This window comes from Oceanobacillus oncorhynchi (assembly GCF_000821065.1).
Taxonomy (GTDB): Bacteria; Bacillota; Bacilli; order Bacillales; family Amphibacillaceae; genus Oceanobacillus; species Oceanobacillus oncorhynchi.
Genome location: NZ_CDGG01000001.1, coordinates 195,841 through 214,529, shown reverse-complemented (window position 1 = coordinate 214,529; position 18,689 = coordinate 195,841). Strand labels below are relative to the sequence as shown.

At 37.7% G+C, this 18,689-nt stretch carries 20 protein-coding genes; 1 reads left to right on the top strand and 19 read right to left on the bottom strand.

Annotation, left to right across the window (positions count from 1 at the left end; all coding sequences use genetic code 11):
• Positions 1–178 precede the first annotated feature (178 nt).
• The 3 genes from BN997_RS01000 to BN997_RS00990 all read right to left on the bottom strand — a co-directional run bounded on the left by BN997_RS01000 (position 179) and on the right by BN997_RS00990 (position 3,242).
• Positions 179–1,408, bottom strand: coding sequence for an IS4 family transposase (locus tag BN997_RS01000; RefSeq protein WP_052484848.1), 1,230 nt, complete (start codon positions 1,406–1,408; stop codon positions 179–181).
• A 183-nt stretch (positions 1,409–1,591) separates the two neighbouring features.
• Positions 1,592–2,323 carry a glucosamine-6-phosphate deaminase gene (locus BN997_RS00995; RefSeq protein ID WP_042528852.1) on the bottom strand — a complete coding sequence of 244 codons (732 nt, stop codon included), beginning with the start codon at positions 2,321–2,323 and terminating at the stop codon, positions 1,592–1,594.
• Between the two features lies 1 nt (position 2,324).
• Complete coding sequence (locus tag BN997_RS00990; protein WP_042528850.1) at positions 2,325–3,242, bottom strand: ROK family protein; 918 nt, start codon at positions 3,240–3,242, stop codon at positions 2,325–2,327.
• Positions 3,243–3,476: 234 nt separating this feature from the next.
• On the opposite strand from BN997_RS00990, the gene BN997_RS00985 reads away from it, so the two are divergent.
• The gene (locus tag BN997_RS00985; RefSeq protein WP_042528848.1) at positions 3,477–4,601 is read left to right on the top strand and encodes an ROK family transcriptional regulator; all 1,125 of its coding nucleotides are present in this window, start codon (positions 3,477–3,479) and stop codon (positions 4,599–4,601) included.
• A 168-nt stretch (positions 4,602–4,769) separates the two neighbouring features.
• On the opposite strand, the gene dagF is transcribed toward BN997_RS00985, so the two are convergent.
• From dagF to BN997_RS00905, 16 genes are all read right to left on the bottom strand, one after another.
• The gene (gene dagF / locus BN997_RS00980; RefSeq protein WP_042528846.1) at positions 4,770–5,525 is read right to left on the bottom strand and encodes a 2-dehydro-3-deoxy-phosphogluconate aldolase; all 756 of its coding nucleotides are present in this window, start codon (positions 5,523–5,525) and stop codon (positions 4,770–4,772) included.
• A complete protein-coding gene (locus BN997_RS00975; protein WP_042528844.1) occupies positions 5,522–6,631 on the bottom strand; it encodes a DgaE family pyridoxal phosphate-dependent ammonia lyase in 1,110 nt (369 codons plus the stop codon). Before BN997_RS00975 ends, dagF begins: the two co-directional genes overlap by 4 nt.
• A gap of 147 nt (positions 6,632–6,778) precedes the next feature.
• A complete protein-coding gene (locus BN997_RS00970; RefSeq protein WP_084612803.1) occupies positions 6,779–7,438 on the bottom strand; it encodes a DUF4310 family protein in 660 nt (219 codons plus the stop codon).
• 15 nt (positions 7,439–7,453) lie between these two features.
• A complete protein-coding gene (locus tag BN997_RS00965; RefSeq protein WP_212929293.1) occupies positions 7,454–8,233 on the bottom strand; it encodes a DUF4311 domain-containing protein in 780 nt (259 codons plus the stop codon).
• Complete coding sequence (locus tag BN997_RS00960; protein ID WP_052484847.1) at positions 8,205–8,558, bottom strand: DUF4312 family protein; 354 nt, start codon at positions 8,556–8,558, stop codon at positions 8,205–8,207. The genes BN997_RS00965 and BN997_RS00960 overlap by 29 nt, the downstream gene beginning before the upstream one ends.
• Positions 8,559–8,563: 5 nt before the next feature.
• Positions 8,564–8,920, bottom strand: a complete 357-nt coding sequence (locus BN997_RS00955) for an SFCGS family glycine-rich protein (RefSeq protein WP_042528842.1) — start codon at positions 8,918–8,920, stop codon at positions 8,564–8,566.
• A 12-nt stretch (positions 8,921–8,932) separates the two neighbouring features.
• On the bottom strand, positions 8,933–9,271 hold the full coding sequence (locus tag BN997_RS00950; protein WP_052484846.1) for a PRD domain-containing protein: 339 nt from the start codon (positions 9,269–9,271) through the stop codon (positions 8,933–8,935).
• A 4-nt stretch (positions 9,272–9,275) separates the two neighbouring features.
• Positions 9,276–10,400, bottom strand: coding sequence for an amidohydrolase/deacetylase family metallohydrolase (locus tag BN997_RS00945; protein WP_042528841.1), 1,125 nt, complete (start codon positions 10,398–10,400; stop codon positions 9,276–9,278).
• On the bottom strand, positions 10,378–12,234 hold the full coding sequence (locus tag BN997_RS00940; RefSeq protein ID WP_042528839.1) for a BglG family transcription antiterminator: 1,857 nt from the start codon (positions 12,232–12,234) through the stop codon (positions 10,378–10,380). Before BN997_RS00940 ends, BN997_RS00945 begins: the two co-directional genes overlap by 23 nt.
• A 501-nt stretch (positions 12,235–12,735) precedes the next feature.
• Positions 12,736–13,752: an oxidoreductase gene (locus BN997_RS00935; RefSeq protein ID WP_042528837.1), complete on the bottom strand. Its 1,017-nt coding sequence runs from the start codon at positions 13,750–13,752 to the stop codon at positions 12,736–12,738.
• A gap of 168 nt (positions 13,753–13,920) precedes the next feature.
• The gene (locus tag BN997_RS00930; protein ID WP_042528835.1) at positions 13,921–14,835 is read right to left on the bottom strand and encodes a PTS system mannose/fructose/sorbose family transporter subunit IID; all 915 of its coding nucleotides are present in this window, start codon (positions 14,833–14,835) and stop codon (positions 13,921–13,923) included.
• Between the two features lie 18 nt (positions 14,836–14,853).
• Complete coding sequence (locus BN997_RS00925) at positions 14,854–15,654, bottom strand: PTS mannose/fructose/sorbose transporter subunit IIC (protein WP_042528833.1); 801 nt, start codon at positions 15,652–15,654, stop codon at positions 14,854–14,856.
• Between the two features lie 36 nt (positions 15,655–15,690).
• On the bottom strand, positions 15,691–16,665 hold the full coding sequence (locus BN997_RS00920) for a mannose/fructose/sorbose PTS transporter subunit IIA (protein WP_042528831.1): 975 nt from the start codon (positions 16,663–16,665) through the stop codon (positions 15,691–15,693).
• Positions 16,666–17,117: 452 nt separating this feature from the next.
• The gene (locus BN997_RS00915; RefSeq protein WP_042528829.1) at positions 17,118–17,492 is read right to left on the bottom strand and encodes a DUF956 family protein; all 375 of its coding nucleotides are present in this window, start codon (positions 17,490–17,492) and stop codon (positions 17,118–17,120) included.
• Between the two features lie 93 nt (positions 17,493–17,585).
• Entirely contained in the window at positions 17,586–18,251 is a 666-nt protein-coding gene (locus BN997_RS00910) for an LrgB family protein (protein WP_338112898.1), read from the bottom strand.
• Positions 18,252–18,256: 5 nt separating this feature from the next.
• Positions 18,257–18,625, bottom strand: a complete 369-nt coding sequence (locus BN997_RS00905) for a CidA/LrgA family protein (RefSeq protein ID WP_042528825.1) — start codon at positions 18,623–18,625, stop codon at positions 18,257–18,259.
• Positions 18,626–18,689 lie beyond the last annotated feature (64 nt).

The following is an 18,689-nucleotide window of genomic DNA, read 5'->3' as shown; positions in this document are numbered from 1 at the left end:
TTAATTAACAAAAATATCACTAGCGTTGCATAAAAAAATAAATGCAAAAGTAAGCAATATGCTTTGTAAATTTTGATTTATTATTGTAATTTTCAGATATAGACAATGTCTTATTTTAAAAAAAGACAATGGGTATGCAAGGTAGCCCTTCATCCATTTTCTGAATTTTATATACTTTTTAAATGATTGAGTTGATTGTTACATCATCTAAATGACCAGCTTCTCCTGTTTCGTATTGTTTGAAAGTTTCTTCAAAAATTCGTTCATGCTCCAGCCTTCGTCGCCCTTTGGATGTACGTTCTGGTCCCTTGAATATGTCGGAAATAAACTGTTCCATGGATGTTGTCCAATAATCACGAATCCAGTTCAACATTTCCAGCAGGGTTCCTCGATAGTCTAAGTTGATTTTCATTAACAGGGTCAGGCAGAAAGTGATCATTGCTAGAAAAAGTTGATTATATACGGCATTTTCACTTTTTCCGTACAGCTTTTTGATTACTAAATGCTGCTTAACCCACTTGAAAAATAATTCGATCTGCCACCTGTTGCGATAAAGATCACTGATTTCTTGTGCATTCACTTTGGCGTCATTACAAATGATTCGAATCTCATTTCCTTTACTGTCTACCGTCTCTACTAATTGTACTGGATGCTTCATCTTTCCAATGTTTACGACGGCGTGACGGGTAATTGGAGAAGAAGGGTCAATAGATAATTCTTCTATAACCTTAACAACCGTATTGGTTTTGATGCGTGTCACAAACCGAATGCCTTCTGCACAATAGGCATCAAACGTTGTAAAGTTAAAATAGCCCCGGTCAAATACATGAAGCACGTTTTTATCCGGTACAATCAATGCATCCAGCTGTGTTTCGTCTGCCGGTCTTGCAGGGGTAACGATTACTTCATTTGGATAGGAGACGCCATCGCAAAAGACAATGGACGTATGCATCTTCACGCCCGACTTGGTCTCCCGAAAATCTGCCCATTCGTATTGACTCAAACACATAGAAATGGTGGATGAATCAATCAAATGCAGTTCTCCAAGTGCTTTATCTGCCTTTTGAGGCCCAAGCAGCTGGTGTATTTGTTGAATCAAATGATGCAGAATAGCCTGGAAAATGGCAGGCGGCATCTCACTATTCTTCCGAGAAAGCTGGGATTTACTGATGCTTTCTATGCCTACCAGTCTTTGAACAGTTTTCTTGCGTGTAATCGTATCACTAATCCGCTGTAGATTATCCAGCTGCTTCATCTGCGCATAAATAAATGCGTTGATAAATGTAAGTGCATCAAACTTTTTAACATACTTATCAATTTCCGCGTTATCGATCATTTTTTGAATCACTTTTGAATCTAATGGATGAATGTATTCCTTGAATACTGTTTTTATGGTATGATTGTCCATACGAGCTCCTTATAATTTGGGATTTGGACAGGACTACCATTCCCTTATTATAAGGTTTTTTTATGGATATTTGTATTGAAAACTCCCATTATTCCTAATTTTCCAATATATTGTTTTTCTTGACTTTTGGTTAAAAACTTTATGCAACGCTAGTGCAAAAATATGCATTTATAATAAGTTGACTTATTGATTTAATTCCTGGCTGGCAGATTTATCTAAAATAAATTCCATTTTTTTAGATTTTTGTAATAAACTTGCCGGAACACCATCCGTTACATTTCCTTCTATTACTTTTTTAATTATACTAGCCTTTTTTTCTCCACTGGCAATAGCTATTAACTGATCTGCAGAAGTAATAGCCCTCATTCCTAAGGTTATTCCACTTGAAAGCTTACCATCATATTCAATTTTTCCTCCTGAATCTTCAATTGTACTTTGTTCTAAAGGAACAATTTGAACTTCTTCTTCCATAGAGACATGCGGCTCATTGAAACCTAAATGCCCATTTCTCCCAATACCTAATACCATGAAATCAATACCGTTCAATGCATTAAGTTCTTTTCTTACTCTTTCTTTCTCCTTCTCAATCGGTGTTACTGTACCATCAAAAAATAAAATCTGATTTTCTTTTATCTCTAATGGATAGAAGAAATATTCATTCAATGTATGACGGCAACTTCCTACTGTATCTCCATTTACCCCAACCCATTCATCTAATCCAACGAATGTTACTTTGTCCAAAAGCACAGAAAACTCATTTACTTGTTTAATAAATTCTTTAAAAAATCCCAATGGCGTTTGTCCACCTGCTAAACAAACGACAGCATCATTCTTTTCTTGAATAAAAGAAATCAATCTCTCAGCTGTCAATTTTGATAATTCTTCATAATCATTAACAATGGTCATATTTGCCATTTCATACACTCCATTCTTTTTCAGAAATTCTATTTAATCCTGCTGCCACTGCTCCAATTGCCCCTGATGCTTCACCGAGAGGAGATAAATAAATCTTACTGGGGATAGGTGTATATTCCTTCACCATTTCATTGATATCATCGATTAGCCCCTCCAAAGATTGAGCTACTCCACCACTTATTACTACTCTTTCCGGATTTAATAAACTGACTATATTGGCAATGCTTATCGCTAGTAATTGTTTAAAGGTATTTACAGCATCTTTTGCTTCTGCCACATTTTCATAGTAATCTTTAAATAATTGTTTAGGATCATTACCATTTTCAGCTAGTGCTGTTCCTGATAACTTGGATTCCAACATTCCAAATTGTCCAGTCTTATTATATTTTTTATTTTCCACATCAGGGGTAAATAGCAAGTAACCAATCTCTCCAGCCATAAAAGAACTGCCCCGTACTAATTGTCCATTTGTAAAAATAGAACTCCCAACTCCAGTGCCAATCGAAAGATATATAAAGTCCTTACATCCAATAGCTCGCCCCTTCCACTGCTCTCCTATTGCAGCACAGTTAACATCATTCTCTACATATATTGGGCAATTAAAATATTTCGACATTTCTTCTTTAAGTGGAAGATTAGACCATTCTAATGCTGGTGCATCAATAACAACACCATCCATCATATTTGTAGTACCAGGGACTCCAAAGCTGATGAACTTTAATTGTTCTACCTCTGCATTCGCTTCTTCTAAAAAACAGATTATAATTCTAAATATTTCCTTAATTTGACGCGAAGTTTTCACTTTTTTTTCATAGATAACGTTTTCATTTTTATTCATTAAGACAAGATATATACTTGTACCGCCAATATCAACTCCTAAATTTAAACTTTTTTCCTCTGTCGTCGTAAATAGTGCCAAAGCTTTTCAACTCTTTCTCTTAGTTAGTTTGTTCTCGATTAAAACTAATTAAATACAATATACTACATAATATTATAAATTGTCAAACCCTTTTTGGGTGGTATATAGTTTAAATAATCATACTTAGCATTATGACTATTTTTTAATTGGATAAAATTCACTATTAGCGTATGATTATAGGATAGATAAATAGAAGTTAATTCGCTTATACTAGATATTATGAGGAGGTATCTAATGATAAAAGGCCATATTGAAACAATTAAGAAAATGAACCGAGAGTTGATTATTAAAACCGTACGGGATTCTCAACCAATTAGCAGAAGTGCTATCGCTAAAAGCTTATCGCTCAGTAAATCTACAGTATCATCTATTGTAAACGATTTGGTAGATCAAAATATACTTCAGGAATTAGGTCATGCTAATTCAACAAAAGAAGGTGGAAGAAGAGCTGTTCAACTAGGATTTAATGCAAATTACGGCTATATAGTTGGGCTGGGTTTTAAAAAAAACGTTATTAATGGATGTCTGACTGATTTAAATGGTGATATCCTGTTAAGCAAAAAACTAGAAGTAGAAGAACCATTCAACGACACGATTATCATAAATTTTATTTATTCCCTGATAGAAGAAAATGATTTAGATTCAGGTCAATTATTAGCAATCGGATGTTCTGTTCCTGGAATGGTCGATAGTTTGAATGGAATTGTTTCCGAAGCCCCTGAATTAAATTGGAATAATATTAACTTAAAGGATTTAATTCTTAAACATTTCAATTGTGAAGTATTTATAAACAATAATGTAAATTGCTTGGCTATGTTGGAAAAGTGGAACGAACATAATCAAAACCTCAAAAATTTTGTATATCTCTATGTTGGTTATGGTATTGGTACAGCAATTATAGCAAATAATCACTTAATAACGGGAGCAAATTTTAAAGCTGGTGAAATTGGCTTCTTCAAATATCCAAATGATGTGCTGACCTCCCCAAATGAATATGGAGAATTTGGAGAACTTGACCATAAAGCTTCTCTTCTTGCTTTTCCAGAAGACTTAAGATATTCTATCCAACATCAATCTTACAATCAACTTTCCTCCAGCCAACAAGAAATTCTCATAGCCATTATTAACAACCTAGGCTTTGCAATCGGTAATATTATAAGCTTATTAAATCCTGAAAAACTTATTCTTGGAGGAGAATTGTCACATCTCGTTTATTCAAAACGAAATGAATTGCTTCAAATCATCAAACAAGTAACACCAATCGATTTTCAACTGGAGTTTTCAAAAGTTACGAATGATTCAGCTTCTCTAGGAAGTTTGACCATAGCCTTGGATAAATTGCACGAACTAATAAAATAAATAAAGAATTATAAAAAGACACCAGACTTGCTAAATTAACAAGATTGGTGTCTTTATTCCTGATTTTAATCAAATAAATTTAATATATCCTCAAGTTATAATCTAGCAGATAGGATATTTTTCAACTTAAACGCACAATATCGTTATCAATACATAACAAGCCATCCATTATGCATATTTACTCACTAGCTGTTTCGTAACATCTAATAGTTTTTTTACATCTTCTATATTGGTTTTACCCGTTTCTTTATCAATAATAGAAGAATAAACATGAGGGATGACTTTTGGTACTCCGGCTTCAAGAGCAATGGTCAAAATCTCTTCAAAGTTATTTAAGTCAATGCCGCCAGTTGGTTCTAAAGCAAAGTCGGCTTCTGCACAAGCTTTAGCAACAGCACGGAACTCTTCTTGGTGAGCGAGACCTTTCATAGGGAAAAATTTTAATGCATGTCCTCCCATATCTTTCATTAACGCTATAGCTGATTCTATTGGAACAACAGCTTGTTCTCCGACATTGGAACTTAACGGGCCAGTTGAAATAGTTACATAACCAACTTTTCCTGATGGAGATACCAAAGCATTGATCCAGCTCTCTTTCTCTCCTAGATTCGCTCTGGTTGCACCGACAGATGGAAACACTTGGTTAATATGACTCCCTTCATATGATTTCACAATATTTTCAACCACTGCAGCCTGTCTGTTATCACCTGCACCCAAACCAATGGATACAGCCCCATGGATTGCTTCATCATATTTTCCCATTGCGCTTACTGCTTCTTCCACCGTATCATAATTCTTCGATAGTACGCCGATTAGTACCTTTCCCTCTCCTGCTTCATATACTTCCTTTGCATTTTCAATACTATTCGCCAGAACGTTTAAAGCAACACGGTCCTTATAAAAAAATTTATCTATCTTCTTCATACTTCTTTTCCTCCTAGAATGTCAACGATTCGACTATAAATAACTTGACTATCATTTTCTTGTAACGGTCGTGGATCAATATCAAAGAATCCTTGTCTCACACCATAATCACGAGTATAAATAGCAATTTCGCCATGTTTTAGTTGATTCGTTACTTCCTTAGCTGATATAGCTGTAACAGCTTCATCAATGGTGATACGTGCTCTGAAGATAGAGCGTCCCGCTTCGTCCTGAACGATCGTTGCAGTGACACCTTCCATTGTATTTAATGATTGCAGTACTTCTAAACTCGCCTTTTCAGCTTCACTATTATCTTTTTTTACAAAATACTCATCCAATGCCTGCAGTAAGCCAAATGTAGATTCCTTTCCTACCTTCATACTTCTTCCAATATAATGAAGCTGTGTTTTGACCCACTCTACATAATCTTTTTTCCCTGCCACAATACCCGATGTTGGCCCTTCAATAGCTTTCGATCCGCTGTAAATTGCCAGATCAGCAATTTTCACATATTTTCCCAAATCTTCTTCCGCTGCTGCGTCAACAATAAACGGGATATTCTTTTCTTTAGCAACCTCTGCAGCTTCTTCAACAGAAATCATATTCTTTTGTACGGCATGATGAGATTTTACATACAAAATAGCCGCTGTATTTTCGTTTACAGCATCGGAGATATGTTCTTGTTTTCCTTCATTTGCATATCCTGCCTCCACTAGCTCGCCTCCACCAAGATAGATCATTGATTCAATTGGAGCACCGTAATGAACATTTTGCCCTTTCAACATGATAATCTCATTTTTCATGATTTTTTCTTGATGTATCTTTTCACTCAACCTTCTATTTCCTTTAGTGACCAATCCAGCGACAGATAAAACAATTCCACTTGATGCTGAATTTACAATAAGAGCAGATTCTGAATCCAGCATATCCGCAATATATTCGCCTGACTTATCCACTAAATCAGTAATTTCCACATAATTTTGTCCGCCTGTTTTCATTGCATCCATCACTGTATCAGATGGTGCAGAGACGCCAAGAATACTCATTCTGCCACTTGCATTTATGACACGTTTTAATCCATATCTGTCATGTAGTGAATTATCCATAATTAATCAACCTTTCAGTTATGATTACATATCTAACATGGTTTCTATAAAGTGAAACTTCAATCAGTGAGGGTTTTCTTTTCACCCCCACTGATTGGGGTTGCAATAACATAGAACATCTACTGGAATACTTTGCTGCTATTCATTTTAAATTGGGAAAAATGCTCCGATTGCCATAGCACCTAAGATTGCTCCGCCCGCAACGGGTTTATTCCATAAATAAAAGAATGCTCCTCCAAGTAAAGAACCCAAGCCTACAGGGATGGATGCTGTTGCAGCAGAAATAATAATTAACGGTCCTAAAAATCTGCCAGACGAGTTACCTGCACCCATCATCACATCACTGCCAAATGTAGAATTAGCCTTTCCGACCGTAAACTTTTTAATGCCAATAACAACATAGCCTATTACCACGCCTATTAATAAGCCCGTTATTAAAGAGACAAAAAAGTTTTCTAGTGGTAAAACAATTCCTGCACCTAAAAGCAGTGCTGGTATTCCGATACCTACACCAGTTAGTATCGAACCACCTATATCAAGTACTCCTACTAAACCGCCTTCAAGTATACGTGCAAATAAAAAGCTAGCTCCAAATGCTGCCGCTGCACCATAGCCAGATCCTTGCATACCTGCTTCTAACAAAGCTACAATGGCTACTTCATTAAAAGCACCTACTTTATAAACGTAATACATATGCGTACCTGCAAAAATACCAGATGACAGAAGTGCTACAAAAATTGGGAACGACCAATCTGCAAACCAAAAACTCTTTTTATACATCGCATCACTTAGTTGACCATCAGTCATTTTATTTCCTCCTCACTAAGGGTTTATTAAATTATGAAGTCCTTGTAACCAATTTGGCACAGTAAGGTTGAGACTTTCAATCAGCTCTATATCAATTCCCCTAAAGAAGGCGCTTAAGATGAACAGCACAATAATAGCTGTCATTAATATTTTTGTGATGTTATTCCATCCAGAATCATCCACACCCTTACCTACCAATATACCTAGTACAACACCAGGAACAGCATTACCCATAATAATATGAGCTAGTCCGCCAAATATCGTCCCCCAAAAACCAGAACGTTTTCCGGCATCTAATGCAGCTAACCAAAATATGACCGGCATAGCCATATTAATAAGCCAATCCGCCGCTGGAGCCAATACTTCCAGCGCAACATTTCTAAGTCCCTCCGGAATAGATGCTGTTGTAGTACTTAAAAAAGCAACAACGATTGCTCCCACGATCGCCCCCGCTATACTCATTTTGAAAGGGTTATGCATGGTTTCTTCTATTGTTTTTCCTTTTCTTAAAAGCACGGCGACAGACCAATTGGGAATAATTCTATGATCTACATCCTGCGTAAGCGCGCCAGCTCCAACAGCTGATGCCCAAGCGTTAAAGAAGAAGCCCAGTCCAAATGAAAAATGGGATGCACGGTCACCTGCACAGGCATTCATCTCGCCAATCGTTCTGAATGCTCCCATTGATTGAGACTTCGGTGCATGGAACATCCTTGCTGCACCAGCACCTACGCCAAAACCGACAATCGCTCCAATAATTAATGATTTAATTAGAATAACTACGATTCCGCCCACGTATACCCCTCCTTAATGGATGGTGACTACCTTTTTTCTGCCAATTAAATTTGGCAGAATCGATTGTTTTTAAGTTTACATCTACTTTTAACGTCACATGACAACTCAATTTTTTACGCGGCATAAAAAAGAAGAAAAAACGTTCTGTATATTCTTCCATAGTTGCCTCCACTTCTTCTATGTTTTCTGGTTCCGCACGAATAACAAGCTGATTAATCTCAGAAAATATCTGTTTCTGAATTTTACTTAAAGCACGACTAACTGCCTCATCTTGTGTACTTCCCTTTCCAGAAACGGTTATTGTTACATGTTGGTTTTCAATCATGTGATTCATTCCCCTTGTATTTTCTTGTATTCTTCCACGATACGTTTGCCCAGGTCTTCTACATCCATGAACCCGAACCCTAATACTTTATAGCCTTCACGAATGGCAGTTACTCCTTCTTCAATAGAACGCATGCCATGTCTTGCTTTATATCCATATTTCGTTTGTGCTGTAATTGCTCCTGCTCCACCACTGCCGCAAAATGAAATTCCCAAATCCGCATCTACTTTATTCATTTCATCGCCGAGCTTCATGTCCGCTCCAATTCCCGGGACTACAATAGCTTCTCCTCCAGCAATTTCTACACCTTTTCCCACGTTTTGCCCTTTTCCAAGTCTATCTGCAATAACTACTTTTACCATTTAACTCACTCCTTATTTTGATTGATTATATTTAACTACTTCAAAATGAATCGATAATAAATACGTTTCATCATCTGAAATATGTTCTAATTGTTTTACTAATTCTCTAGCTTGTTTGATGGACTCTTGCGAAACTTCTTCAAATAACTTTTTATCTTCTACTTGCATTATTTCTTTTCTTTGATTTCTTTTCACCATTTCAGATATGTGATTTAATAAGGCTTCTCTTTGATCATCTTTTATTTCATATCCATTACTATCTATATAGTTCACTGCATCATTGTAAATACTTTCACAAACATCTGGATCTTGACTATTCATGAAATAGTTAGTTAGATCTTTTTTTTCCACATTCTTAACCCCTTTGATATACAATCTTTCCGTTTTTCCATGTTGTTTGTGGAATTAAACGTTGATTTACTTTCATCACTTCACCATGTGAATCGATTAGTTCTCTATCCTTTTTCTCAATATGAAACATTGTAATATCTGCTTTCTTTCCAGGTTCCAATGATCCATAATTCATTAAAGACAGCGTTCTAGCCGGAAGAATTGTAACGGATTCGATTAAATCTTCTAAGTCATATCCTACTGCTAATAATTTCGATATGGTATCCATTAAACTGCCAACTGGCTGTTCAAAATTCTTTTCATAAACATCTGTACTGATCGTAAATGGATAACTATAATTCTCTTTAAATCGTTTAATTGTTTGATATGAAAAGCTTGATGTTCCATGACCAACGTCAAATTTAACTCCCCGCTCTAGCGCCTCATGTGCTTCAGGTATTAAAGCTCCATCTTCATCAAGAATCCCGCCTTTTTTGCCATGAAAAGCATGCGTTACAATATCACCATTTTTTAATAAAGGCAGAATTTCATTTAATGGCGGAGGAGGTGAGCCAATATGCACCATGATGGGCGTATCCGTCTGATCAGCTAATTTGCGGGCATGTTCCAAAGGGCGAATACCCTGATTCCCGACCACCGATTGACTCATTCTGGCTTTCAACCCAACAATAGCCAGTTCTGAAGCTTTTATCGTTTCCCATGCACGTTCACTCATTAATTTTTCAGGAGCAGACAATTCATCCAATCCCTCTACTAAGCCCGTGGCGGATACATTTAATAACGACAATATTTCTGTCGTATGTTGATTGATAATTTTATCCTTAAATTGAGCATAATCTTTATACCCTGTACTTCCTGCATCAACAACTGTTGTAACCCCCTGATTAATACCGATTTTGTCAGCATTTATCCCAATTTGAGCAAAATTTTCAAATACGTGTACATGCATATCTATAAACCCCGGGGCAACATAGCTTCCCTTTGCATCCCATTCTGTCAGCAAATCTGTTTCCTCAATATCTTCTTCAGCTATTATTTCATCATCTTTCACATAGACATCTTTTTTAGTAAACGCTTTATTAACAGCGTTAAATACAATTCCATTTTTAATAATGGTAACCTTTCCCACAGCTTGCTTCCTCCTTTTCAATATAGAATAGGATCGCTTTTTTCTCATCTGCATTGGCCTGCAGACCTTGTTTTTTAAAAACTTCATCTACTTTCCGATAATCTTCTGTTTCTATAAAAGATGTATTTACAAGGTGATCATATTCCATTCTGAATTTAATACGATGAACCATGAGGAAAACATGCATTAGAAAAGCATCCTCCATTTTATGCTTGATTCTGCCTTTAAAAGCTTGCTTAATTCCCAAATATAGTTCCATTGCTTCCAATATAACTGCTCTGGAGTATTCTTCTGGATCATCGATATTGCTTTCACCTTTGTTGATTATCTGCTGTGCAATTACTTGATTATCACCAGTTAATTCACTTACTTTGTTCTTTAACTCTTTAATATTACTTTCGCTTGGTACCGGGTCTACCCATATCGTTGGTATAGCGGTTTCAATTGGAAATACACTAATGATGATGTCAAACGTATCCTTTTCCATAATCTCTTCTAAATCATCTAAGCCACAATATTGAATGATTCTAATCCGCGGCACTTCTTTTTCCACACGATTTTTTATAACACGTGCCACTCCTCTGCCGCTTGCACAAACATAGAGTGCTTTTAAAGGTTTCTTGTTTTCAAAAGTTGTTTCCATTGATACAAGAAAATGCAATGTAACAAATGAACTAATCATTTCAGACGTAAAATTATGTGATTCGATATATTTTTCACACGCTGTTTTAACAGGATGATAAAGATAATCATGCTTTGTTTTAAGATCTTCCATAAACGGGTTATTCTCTAATAAAATGGCATTTTCTTCAGTAAATTTATTAGAGAAATGGGACAATAGGTTTGTTTGTAACGTACTATCGTTATAAAAAGGAATGGAAAGTCTTCTGCTCACATAATGAATAATATTATTCGTCATTTCGATCAGGTCTTCGTTGTGATTATTTAATAAGGCATTTCTATAAATGTAAATGAATTCATCATTAGTTATCTCTAGGTTGAAATGTTCAAAAACATCATTTGCAACAGCATAGACGAACATTGCGAATGTTGACATGGACATATCTATCTCATCATTATTTCTTCCTAATTGAATAGCATTTTCTTTCGTTACTCGACAAACCGAAATCACTAACCTTGTAAATAGGGTGAAAATCTTAACAGAAGCAGGATGGTATTCAACCAATGATTGTTTAATAGATTTCATCAGTATTTCATCTATTAGTAGAACCACCTTTTTCATATCTGGTGAAAAGGAAGTGAGTTCTTCTTTAAATTTCAAATATATTTCTGGTCTATACGATTCCTCAATGACAATTTTGTATGTTAGTAAATATTCCGCGTGCTGCCGTATATCAACTTCTTCTCCTGCAATCGTGTATCCTTTTCTAGGAAGCATCTTTAACGTTATATTATTTTCAGCCAAGTGTTTTTCAACTTTTTTCATATCCTTATAAATCGTTTGCTTGCTTACAAGTAACTGATCAGCTAAGAATTCCGCCGTAATATACTTGCTGGGATGTAAACTTAGCAATAGGACAATACGGCGTATGCGTCCCTCTTCGCCCCAAATTTCTTCATCTACTGTCTCTAATAAGAGTTTGTGATAGATTTTCATTTTCTCTTTTTCATTTAAATTGGTAATCCAAAGGCCTTTAACCGGTTGTGACTGTAAATCTACTTGGTGCTTTTTAAACCAATACTTTACTTCCTTCATATCTGATTTAATGGTTCTAAGTGATACAGAACATTTATCAGCTAATTCTCGATAAAGTAGCGGCTTTTCACAATTCAACAACATAGATGCAATTTCTTTTTGTCTATTTGTTAACATGCTTTTCACCCTTTTCCATCCCTGCTTTCATTATAGATTTATAAATCTGTGCCATACAGACAAACTTGGTTCCCTGTAGCAGTGCAAAAAATTATAACTATATAAAACCTATTAACCCAAAAGGTTCAACATTTTTTCCTGCCCTTCGTTCAAATACTTACCTCCAATCCGTTCTGAAGGAATATTTACTTCCTTGATTGCCATGTTTGTCGTACTAATATAGATAAGAGAATCATCATTATTATTTTATAAAAATAGTGTAGTATATAAGTGATGTAGTGGAATTTGATACAAATTATTCACAAAGCAAAGATACCTTTTAGACATGATTCAGAAGAGAGGATAATACTAATGGAGTAAATCAAAAGTCAAAAGGGAGAACAATTATTATTGGGGGTTAATGTAGACAAAATACTGCTATTTGCTCTCCACACCAAAAAAACTTGGATAAACAAGACAGCTTGTTCATCCAAGTTCTATGCACTTATGCAAAAGCATCAGCTACCTTAAATGTTGAATCCCCGTCTCCAACATTTCCATCTGCAGCAACGTCTGCTCATCCGTAATCGTTTTATCTTGCCCATTGATAACCGCTTCATATAAATCGTCATATACACGCCCATAATCGCCATCTACCGATTTCATTGTTTCCTCATGTACCGTTCCTTCTTCATCCACATACGTCAGTACGCCATAATGACGCAGCGTATCGATGCCGAAATCCTCGTTATCCGGCATATAGAATAACTTTAGATGCTCTTCCTGACGATCTTTCGTTTCTTTGATAAAGCATCCTTTTTTACCATGCACAACAAAGCTTGGTCTTTCTTTCAGTCTGAAATAGCTGGATTTCACCGATACTTTTAATTCGCCATAATATAAATCTAAATCGAAATAATCGTTCATTCTTCCTTGTCCTAATAATTGCTTCACATCGTAATGGATATTATCCGGTTTGCCAAAATAGCTGATTACCTGATCCAAGGTATGGCAGCCATGTCCATATAGAAATGATGCATTAGGGTCAAACGTATCGGCAGACTTCGGCACTTCGGGACGATAATAGTCATAATGCATCTCCACTTCCAGCAAGTCCCCAAGCTTTCCTTCTTCTATCACTTTTTGAACAGTTAAAAAATCACTATCAAATCGTCTGTTTTGATAGGCCTGGACAATCAACTCTTTTTCCTTTGCCAATGCAAAAATTTCTTTTGCCTGCTCCGAGGTTTCCATGAAAGGCTTTTCGACTAAACAGTGCTTATTATGCTCTAATACTTGTTTTGCATATTCATAATGGCTGTCATGTTTTGTACAAATCACAATAAGCTGAATGTCCTCATCACGTAACAATTCCTCTAAATCTGAAGTGTAATGCACTCCTGCATGTTTATCCCAGCTATCGTTCGCAGGGGTTCTCCGGTAAATGGTTTTCACTTTGATATGTTCTCTTTGCATTACGAACGGCAGATGATACCTGTTCGTGCTTTTCCCGTTTCCAATATAACCAATAGTAAGCATAGCGGCCTCCTAAAATAGATTTGTCTTTATTTATATATCGTTAACGTCTTCTTCTGGATTCTGGCATGGAATAAAAAAGCGCCTCCTTCATTTGATAGTTTTATCATACCAGGAGGCACCTTTTTATTTATAACATCTAATCGTCAAAAATCATCTGAAAAAGATTTATTACATCAGGTTGATGGCATGGAATACAACACCAACTACGAACAATCCAAGAATCATCGTGATTGGTGACACTTTCTTCCGGAGCAGCCACATACAAAGGAGTGTCAGTAGCAGCCCGGCAAGACCAGGAATCAAACTGTCTAAGTTATCCTGCAGCGTCGTGACATCTGTTTGGGTCAATGACCTGCCCTCTTCCTGTTGTAACAATGCGGACTGAATTCCTTCCGCTCCTCCAGGCAAGCTATCCCATTCAATATAAGCACCTTCATCGAGCTGAACTTCTGCGACGGTCGGGGTAAAGGAGACATCCACCCATCGGTTTACCAATGCCCCGAGAATAAACATACCGAGTATTGATGCGCCCTTGGTAATATCCTGGAGCAATCCGCCAGATAAGTCATCAGTGATTTTTTCCCCTGCTTTGTAACCAAGTTCCTGTGAATACCATAGGAATCCCATCCGGATCAAGTTCCATGCTACGAAGAAAATGATTGGTCCAAGGATATTACCAGTCACTGCAAGTGAAGCCGCCAATGAACCAAGAATTGGTCTGAGGGTAAACCAGAAAATAGGATCCCCGATACCTGCTAACGGCCCCATCATTCCGACCTTAACCCCTTGAATCGCCTTATTGTCCACCGGAGCACCGTTTGCACGTTCTTCTTCAAGTGCCAACGTTACACCAATAATCGGAGAAGCAACATAAGGGTGTGTATTAAAGAACTCTAAGTGACGCTGTAGTGCAGCCGCACGATCTTCTTTTGTCTGATATAATCTTTTGATTGCGGGAATCATGGAAAATGCCCAGCCGCCATTTTGCATCCGTTCGTAGTTCCAAGAACCTTGAAGGAATGTGGAGCGCCACCAAATAGCAATACGATCTCTTTTTGATAATTTGATTTCTTCTTGTGCCATCTTCATGTCCTCCTTTTTTTAATAGTCATCAATAATATCGCCTAAAGGATCACCAGTGTTTCCGCCGCCACCGGAGCCGCCTTGTTTCGTAAGTGCTATATAAATAAGTGCAAGTGCTACACCAATACCGCCAAAGCCTACAAGCGTAATATCCGGAATCGTCGCCAGTACGAAACCAATGGCAAAGAATGGCCATACTTCTTTGGTAGCCATCATGTTGATAACCATGGCATAACCAACCGCTACTACCATTCCGCCTCCGACTGCCAGGCCTTCTGTTAACCAGTCAGGCATCGATTGGAGCATCTCTCTAACCGGTGTTGCACCGATAGCTACAATCAATGCAGCCGGAATAGCAATACGTAAACCCTGCATGCAGATAGCAACCACATGCCACATTTCAATTTTTCGAATGTTGCCGTCCTTGGCCGCTGCATCCATTAAATGGACAATCCCTGTAGCAAGCGTCCGAACGATGATAGTTAATAACAGACCTGCAACTGCTAAAGGAATAGCAATCGCCATAGCTGAGTTTACCCCCGCCGTCCCCTGTCCGCTTAAAACAAGAATAATTGCCGAAGCAACAGAGGCCAAAGCTGTATCCGGTGCAACAGCAGCACCAATATTTGCCCAGCCTAAAGCAATAAACTGCAGCGAGCCGCCTAAAATAAGACATGCGGTCAATTCTCCGCTAACCAGACCGATTAACGTACAAGCAACAATGGGCTGGTGAAACTGGAATTCGTCCAGGATTCCTTCAATACCAGCTATAAATGCAATAATAATAATTAATATTATTTGAATAATAGTTAAATCCATGATGATTAATCCTCCTTTTCCTCTAATGATTTAGGATTATTTCTGTCTGTCTAATTCTGCTTGCGCTCTTCTCAAAATCTCATCCATATTCCCATATGAATCAGCTGGAACCTTACGCACATCAAAATCCACGCCTAATTCCTTCAACTTTTTGAACGTATCGATATCATTCTGGTCAAAGGCAAGTACCTTATTTGGCTGCACTTTCCCAGTAGAATGGGACATCGATCCGACATTGATCGTATCCAGCGGAACGCCGCCTTCAATAGCTCTCAATACATCCTGAGGATTCTCGAATAGAAGCAATGCGCGCTGTCCGCCAAAATGCTGATCATCCTTTGCGAGCTCCACCATTTTCTGAATAGGAACCGTATGTGCCTTGATACCTGACGGGGCAGCCTGTTGAATCAATTTTTTACGTAATTCATCCTTTGCTACCGTGTCTGATACAACGATGATACGCGTGGGCGATGTACTTCTTGTCCACGACGTTGCCACCTGTCCGTGCAATAGGCGGGAGTCAATCCGCGCTAACACGTAGTCAAATGACCCGGGAGCTCCTGCACTGGCTCCAGAAGACGCAGAAGCAGATTCAGCAGATTCTTCCGGCTCTAATTCCTCCGGTTTTACCTTCACTGCATCCTTCGCCGTATCAATAATATGAGCCGCTATTTCATGCGCTGTGTTCATAGAAAAGCGCGATGCATACGATTCGATTACCATCGCTAAGTTCAACCCAGCAACGATAGCCCATGTATCTTCATGTCCCTCCATCAAGCTGCTTGCCTGATTAAAGGGGGTTCCACCCCAAAGATCGACTAAGAATAATACTTCATCTTGATTGTCGAAAGAAGCAATGGCCTCTTCCATTTTTGCTCTTACGTCATCCGGACCTTCACTCGGCATCAACGTAACAGCCTTGACATTCTCTTGCTCTCCAAAGATCATCGCTCCAGACTGCAAGATACCTGTCGCAAATTCACCATGGCTGGCAATGATAATTCCTACCATCTTTTTAACCTCCTTTTTATGTTTGTTAAGGCTTCAATAGATATGGCAAGCTCTTAAAGCAGTATGTTTGCAAGCTTTGTAAAACGCTTTCAGCACCAATGAAAAAAGACATGAGAAAAAAGCAGGTTAAATGAAGATAAAAAGACAGAGATGTCCTTCCTCTTCGCTTTAATAACTACCTTTCACTCATGCCTGATCGAATCAGTAACACGTAAAATATAATTGCAAGTGTTTATTTAATTTATATTATGTTCGAAAGCGTTTTAACCATCTATCTAAATAAAAAGCTTTCCAATTACTTTAATGAGCTTCTTTCCTTATTATAGCACCCTGTTTTTCCCCTTTCAAGAGGGATTTTTTCTTGTGCCATTTCTGTAACTGTTTCTTCGTTAACCTGTCCCGATATCCCCCCGGAAAACGAGAGACCTCTATCCACGCCGGACTCAAAACGATTAACTTTTTGATTTCTTACGCTTGAAATTGCGTTTAATGACTTCAAAAGCACCTAAGGATCGAACCATACGATCAGGGTCAACATATTCACGAATTGCCCGAAACACCTTTTTAGGCTCTTTCGATGAGAATGAAAATGTTCCATTCTTCTTCGTTTGAATGGCATAACGCGGGATCCATTTCCCTTTGAACATGACGGAAGCAATCACGTAATCTATTTCCTCCCAAGGAATTTGAATATACTTACGGGCATCCCGTTTATTATAGAATTCAAATCCTTTATCGCCAATCATAATCTTACCATACTCTGAAACTAATACATGTGAGGTTCCATCAATAACTAAATCTACTTTTGTATTGATTGATTGGACCATTTCATCTTCCCCCTCATCTCTTTATACGAATTATTATACATGGTTTGGAGGGGGAAGTAAAAATAGTTTGGATGACGAGCCATCTTTCAAGCTTTAAATAAAGGACTTTATCAAAGAACCCCAAACGAGTGTAAAGAGAGCTGCAAAAATCATTGCTAAGGAGGAAAAGACAGATTCCTGTTTTCCATATTCCAAGGCTTTATTCGTACCGACACCATGCGCTCCCATCCCTAAGGCTAACCCTTTGGCGATTGGTGTTTTGATAGACAGCCATTTCAGCACATTCGGACCTACGATTCCTCCCACGATCCCTGTGATAATCACAAAAACCGTCGTCAATGTCGGCAAGCCGCCAATCTCTTTCGATACCTCCATGGCAATCGGAGTAGTAATCGACCGGGGAAGAATCGACACAATAAAATCATCACTGAGATGAATTAATTTGGATAATAAAAATGTGGAAATCATGGCCATCAGTGTTCCCGTGGTAATACTGATAACAATGGTTTTCATATATTTTTTTATAATCGGCAGGTTCTTATAAATCGGCACCGCAAAGGCCACTGTCGCCGGTGCAAGCATATGTGATAAGAATTTGGAGCCCTGCATATAATCATTGGCGGACACATGCATGATAGAAATAATCGCAATTAATAGAATCGGCGCTAACAATAGCGGATGAAAAAGAGCAAGGTTCATTTTTTTATAAAGCATTTTAGAAACAACATAAACCAAATACGTTATTACCGTAAACAGCACAATAATCAATGCGATTCCCCCTTTTTCGCAGCAGATACTTTTTCTGCCGTCCAGGCAGTCAGACCCATAACAATTATCGTACTAAGGACAATCAAGCCAACAATCTCTAACCCTTGTATGCTGAAAATCTCTTCATAATTGATGATTCCCACAGCAGAAGGAATAAAGAACAGCAGCAGCTCTGCCATTAACCATTTCGCACCTTGATCGACCCACTCTAGCTTGATAACACCACAGCACAATGCTGCGAACAAAAGAAATAAGCCAAACATTGACGCTGGAATAGGCAATGGAATGAAATATTTTAACACTGCTCCCAGGAGCAGAAAGACATGTAAAAAACAAATTTGTAAAATAACCTTTAAGACTTTCACAGGCTTTCCCTTCTTCTATACGTAATATAAAACATCTGCTATCTATATTACGCCCCTCCAATCC

Bases quoted from the DNA above. Each gene is read 5' to 3' on its own strand.
- BN997_RS00970 (WP_084612803.1), bottom strand. From the start codon at position 7,438: ATGACTGATGGTCAACTAAGTGATGCGATGTATAAAAAGAGTTTTTGG.
- BN997_RS00955 (WP_042528842.1), bottom strand. From the start codon at position 8,920: ATGGTAAAAGTAGTTATTGCAGATAGACTTGGAAAAGGGCAAAACGTG.
- BN997_RS00935 (WP_042528837.1), bottom strand. From the start codon at position 13,752: ATGCTTACTATTGGTTATATTGGAAACGGGAAAAGCACGAACAGGTAT.
- BN997_RS00920 (WP_042528831.1), bottom strand. From the start codon at position 16,665: ATGGTAGGAATTATCATTGCCAGCCATGGTGAATTTGCGACAGGTATC.
- BN997_RS00915 (WP_042528829.1), bottom strand. From the start codon at position 17,492: ATGGTCCAATCAATCAATACAAAAGTAGATTTAGTTATTGATGGAACC.
- BN997_RS00925 (WP_042528833.1), bottom strand. From the start codon at position 15,654: ATGGATTTAACTATTATTCAAATAATATTAATTATTATTATTGCATTT.
- BN997_RS00930 (WP_042528835.1), bottom strand. From the start codon at position 14,835: ATGGCACAAGAAGAAATCAAATTATCAAAAAGAGATCGTATTGCTATT.
- BN997_RS00995 (WP_042528852.1), bottom strand. From the start codon at position 2,323: ATGGCAAATATGACCATTGTTAATGATTATGAAGAATTATCAAAATTG.
- BN997_RS00975 (WP_042528844.1), bottom strand. From the start codon at position 6,631: ATGGATAATTCACTACATGACAGATATGGATTAAAACGTGTCATAAAT.
- BN997_RS00960 (WP_052484847.1), bottom strand. From the start codon at position 8,558: ATGATTGAAAACCAACATGTAACAATAACCGTTTCTGGAAAGGGAAGT.
- BN997_RS00985 (WP_042528848.1), top strand. From the start codon at position 3,477: ATGATAAAAGGCCATATTGAAACAATTAAGAAAATGAACCGAGAGTTG.
- dagF (WP_042528846.1), bottom strand. From the start codon at position 5,525: ATGAAGAAGATAGATAAATTTTTTTATAAGGACCGTGTTGCTTTAAAC.
- BN997_RS00940 (WP_042528839.1), bottom strand. From the start codon at position 12,234: ATGTTAACAAATAGACAAAAAGAAATTGCATCTATGTTGTTGAATTGT.
- BN997_RS01000 (WP_052484848.1), bottom strand. From the start codon at position 1,408: ATGGACAATCATACCATAAAAACAGTATTCAAGGAATACATTCATCCA.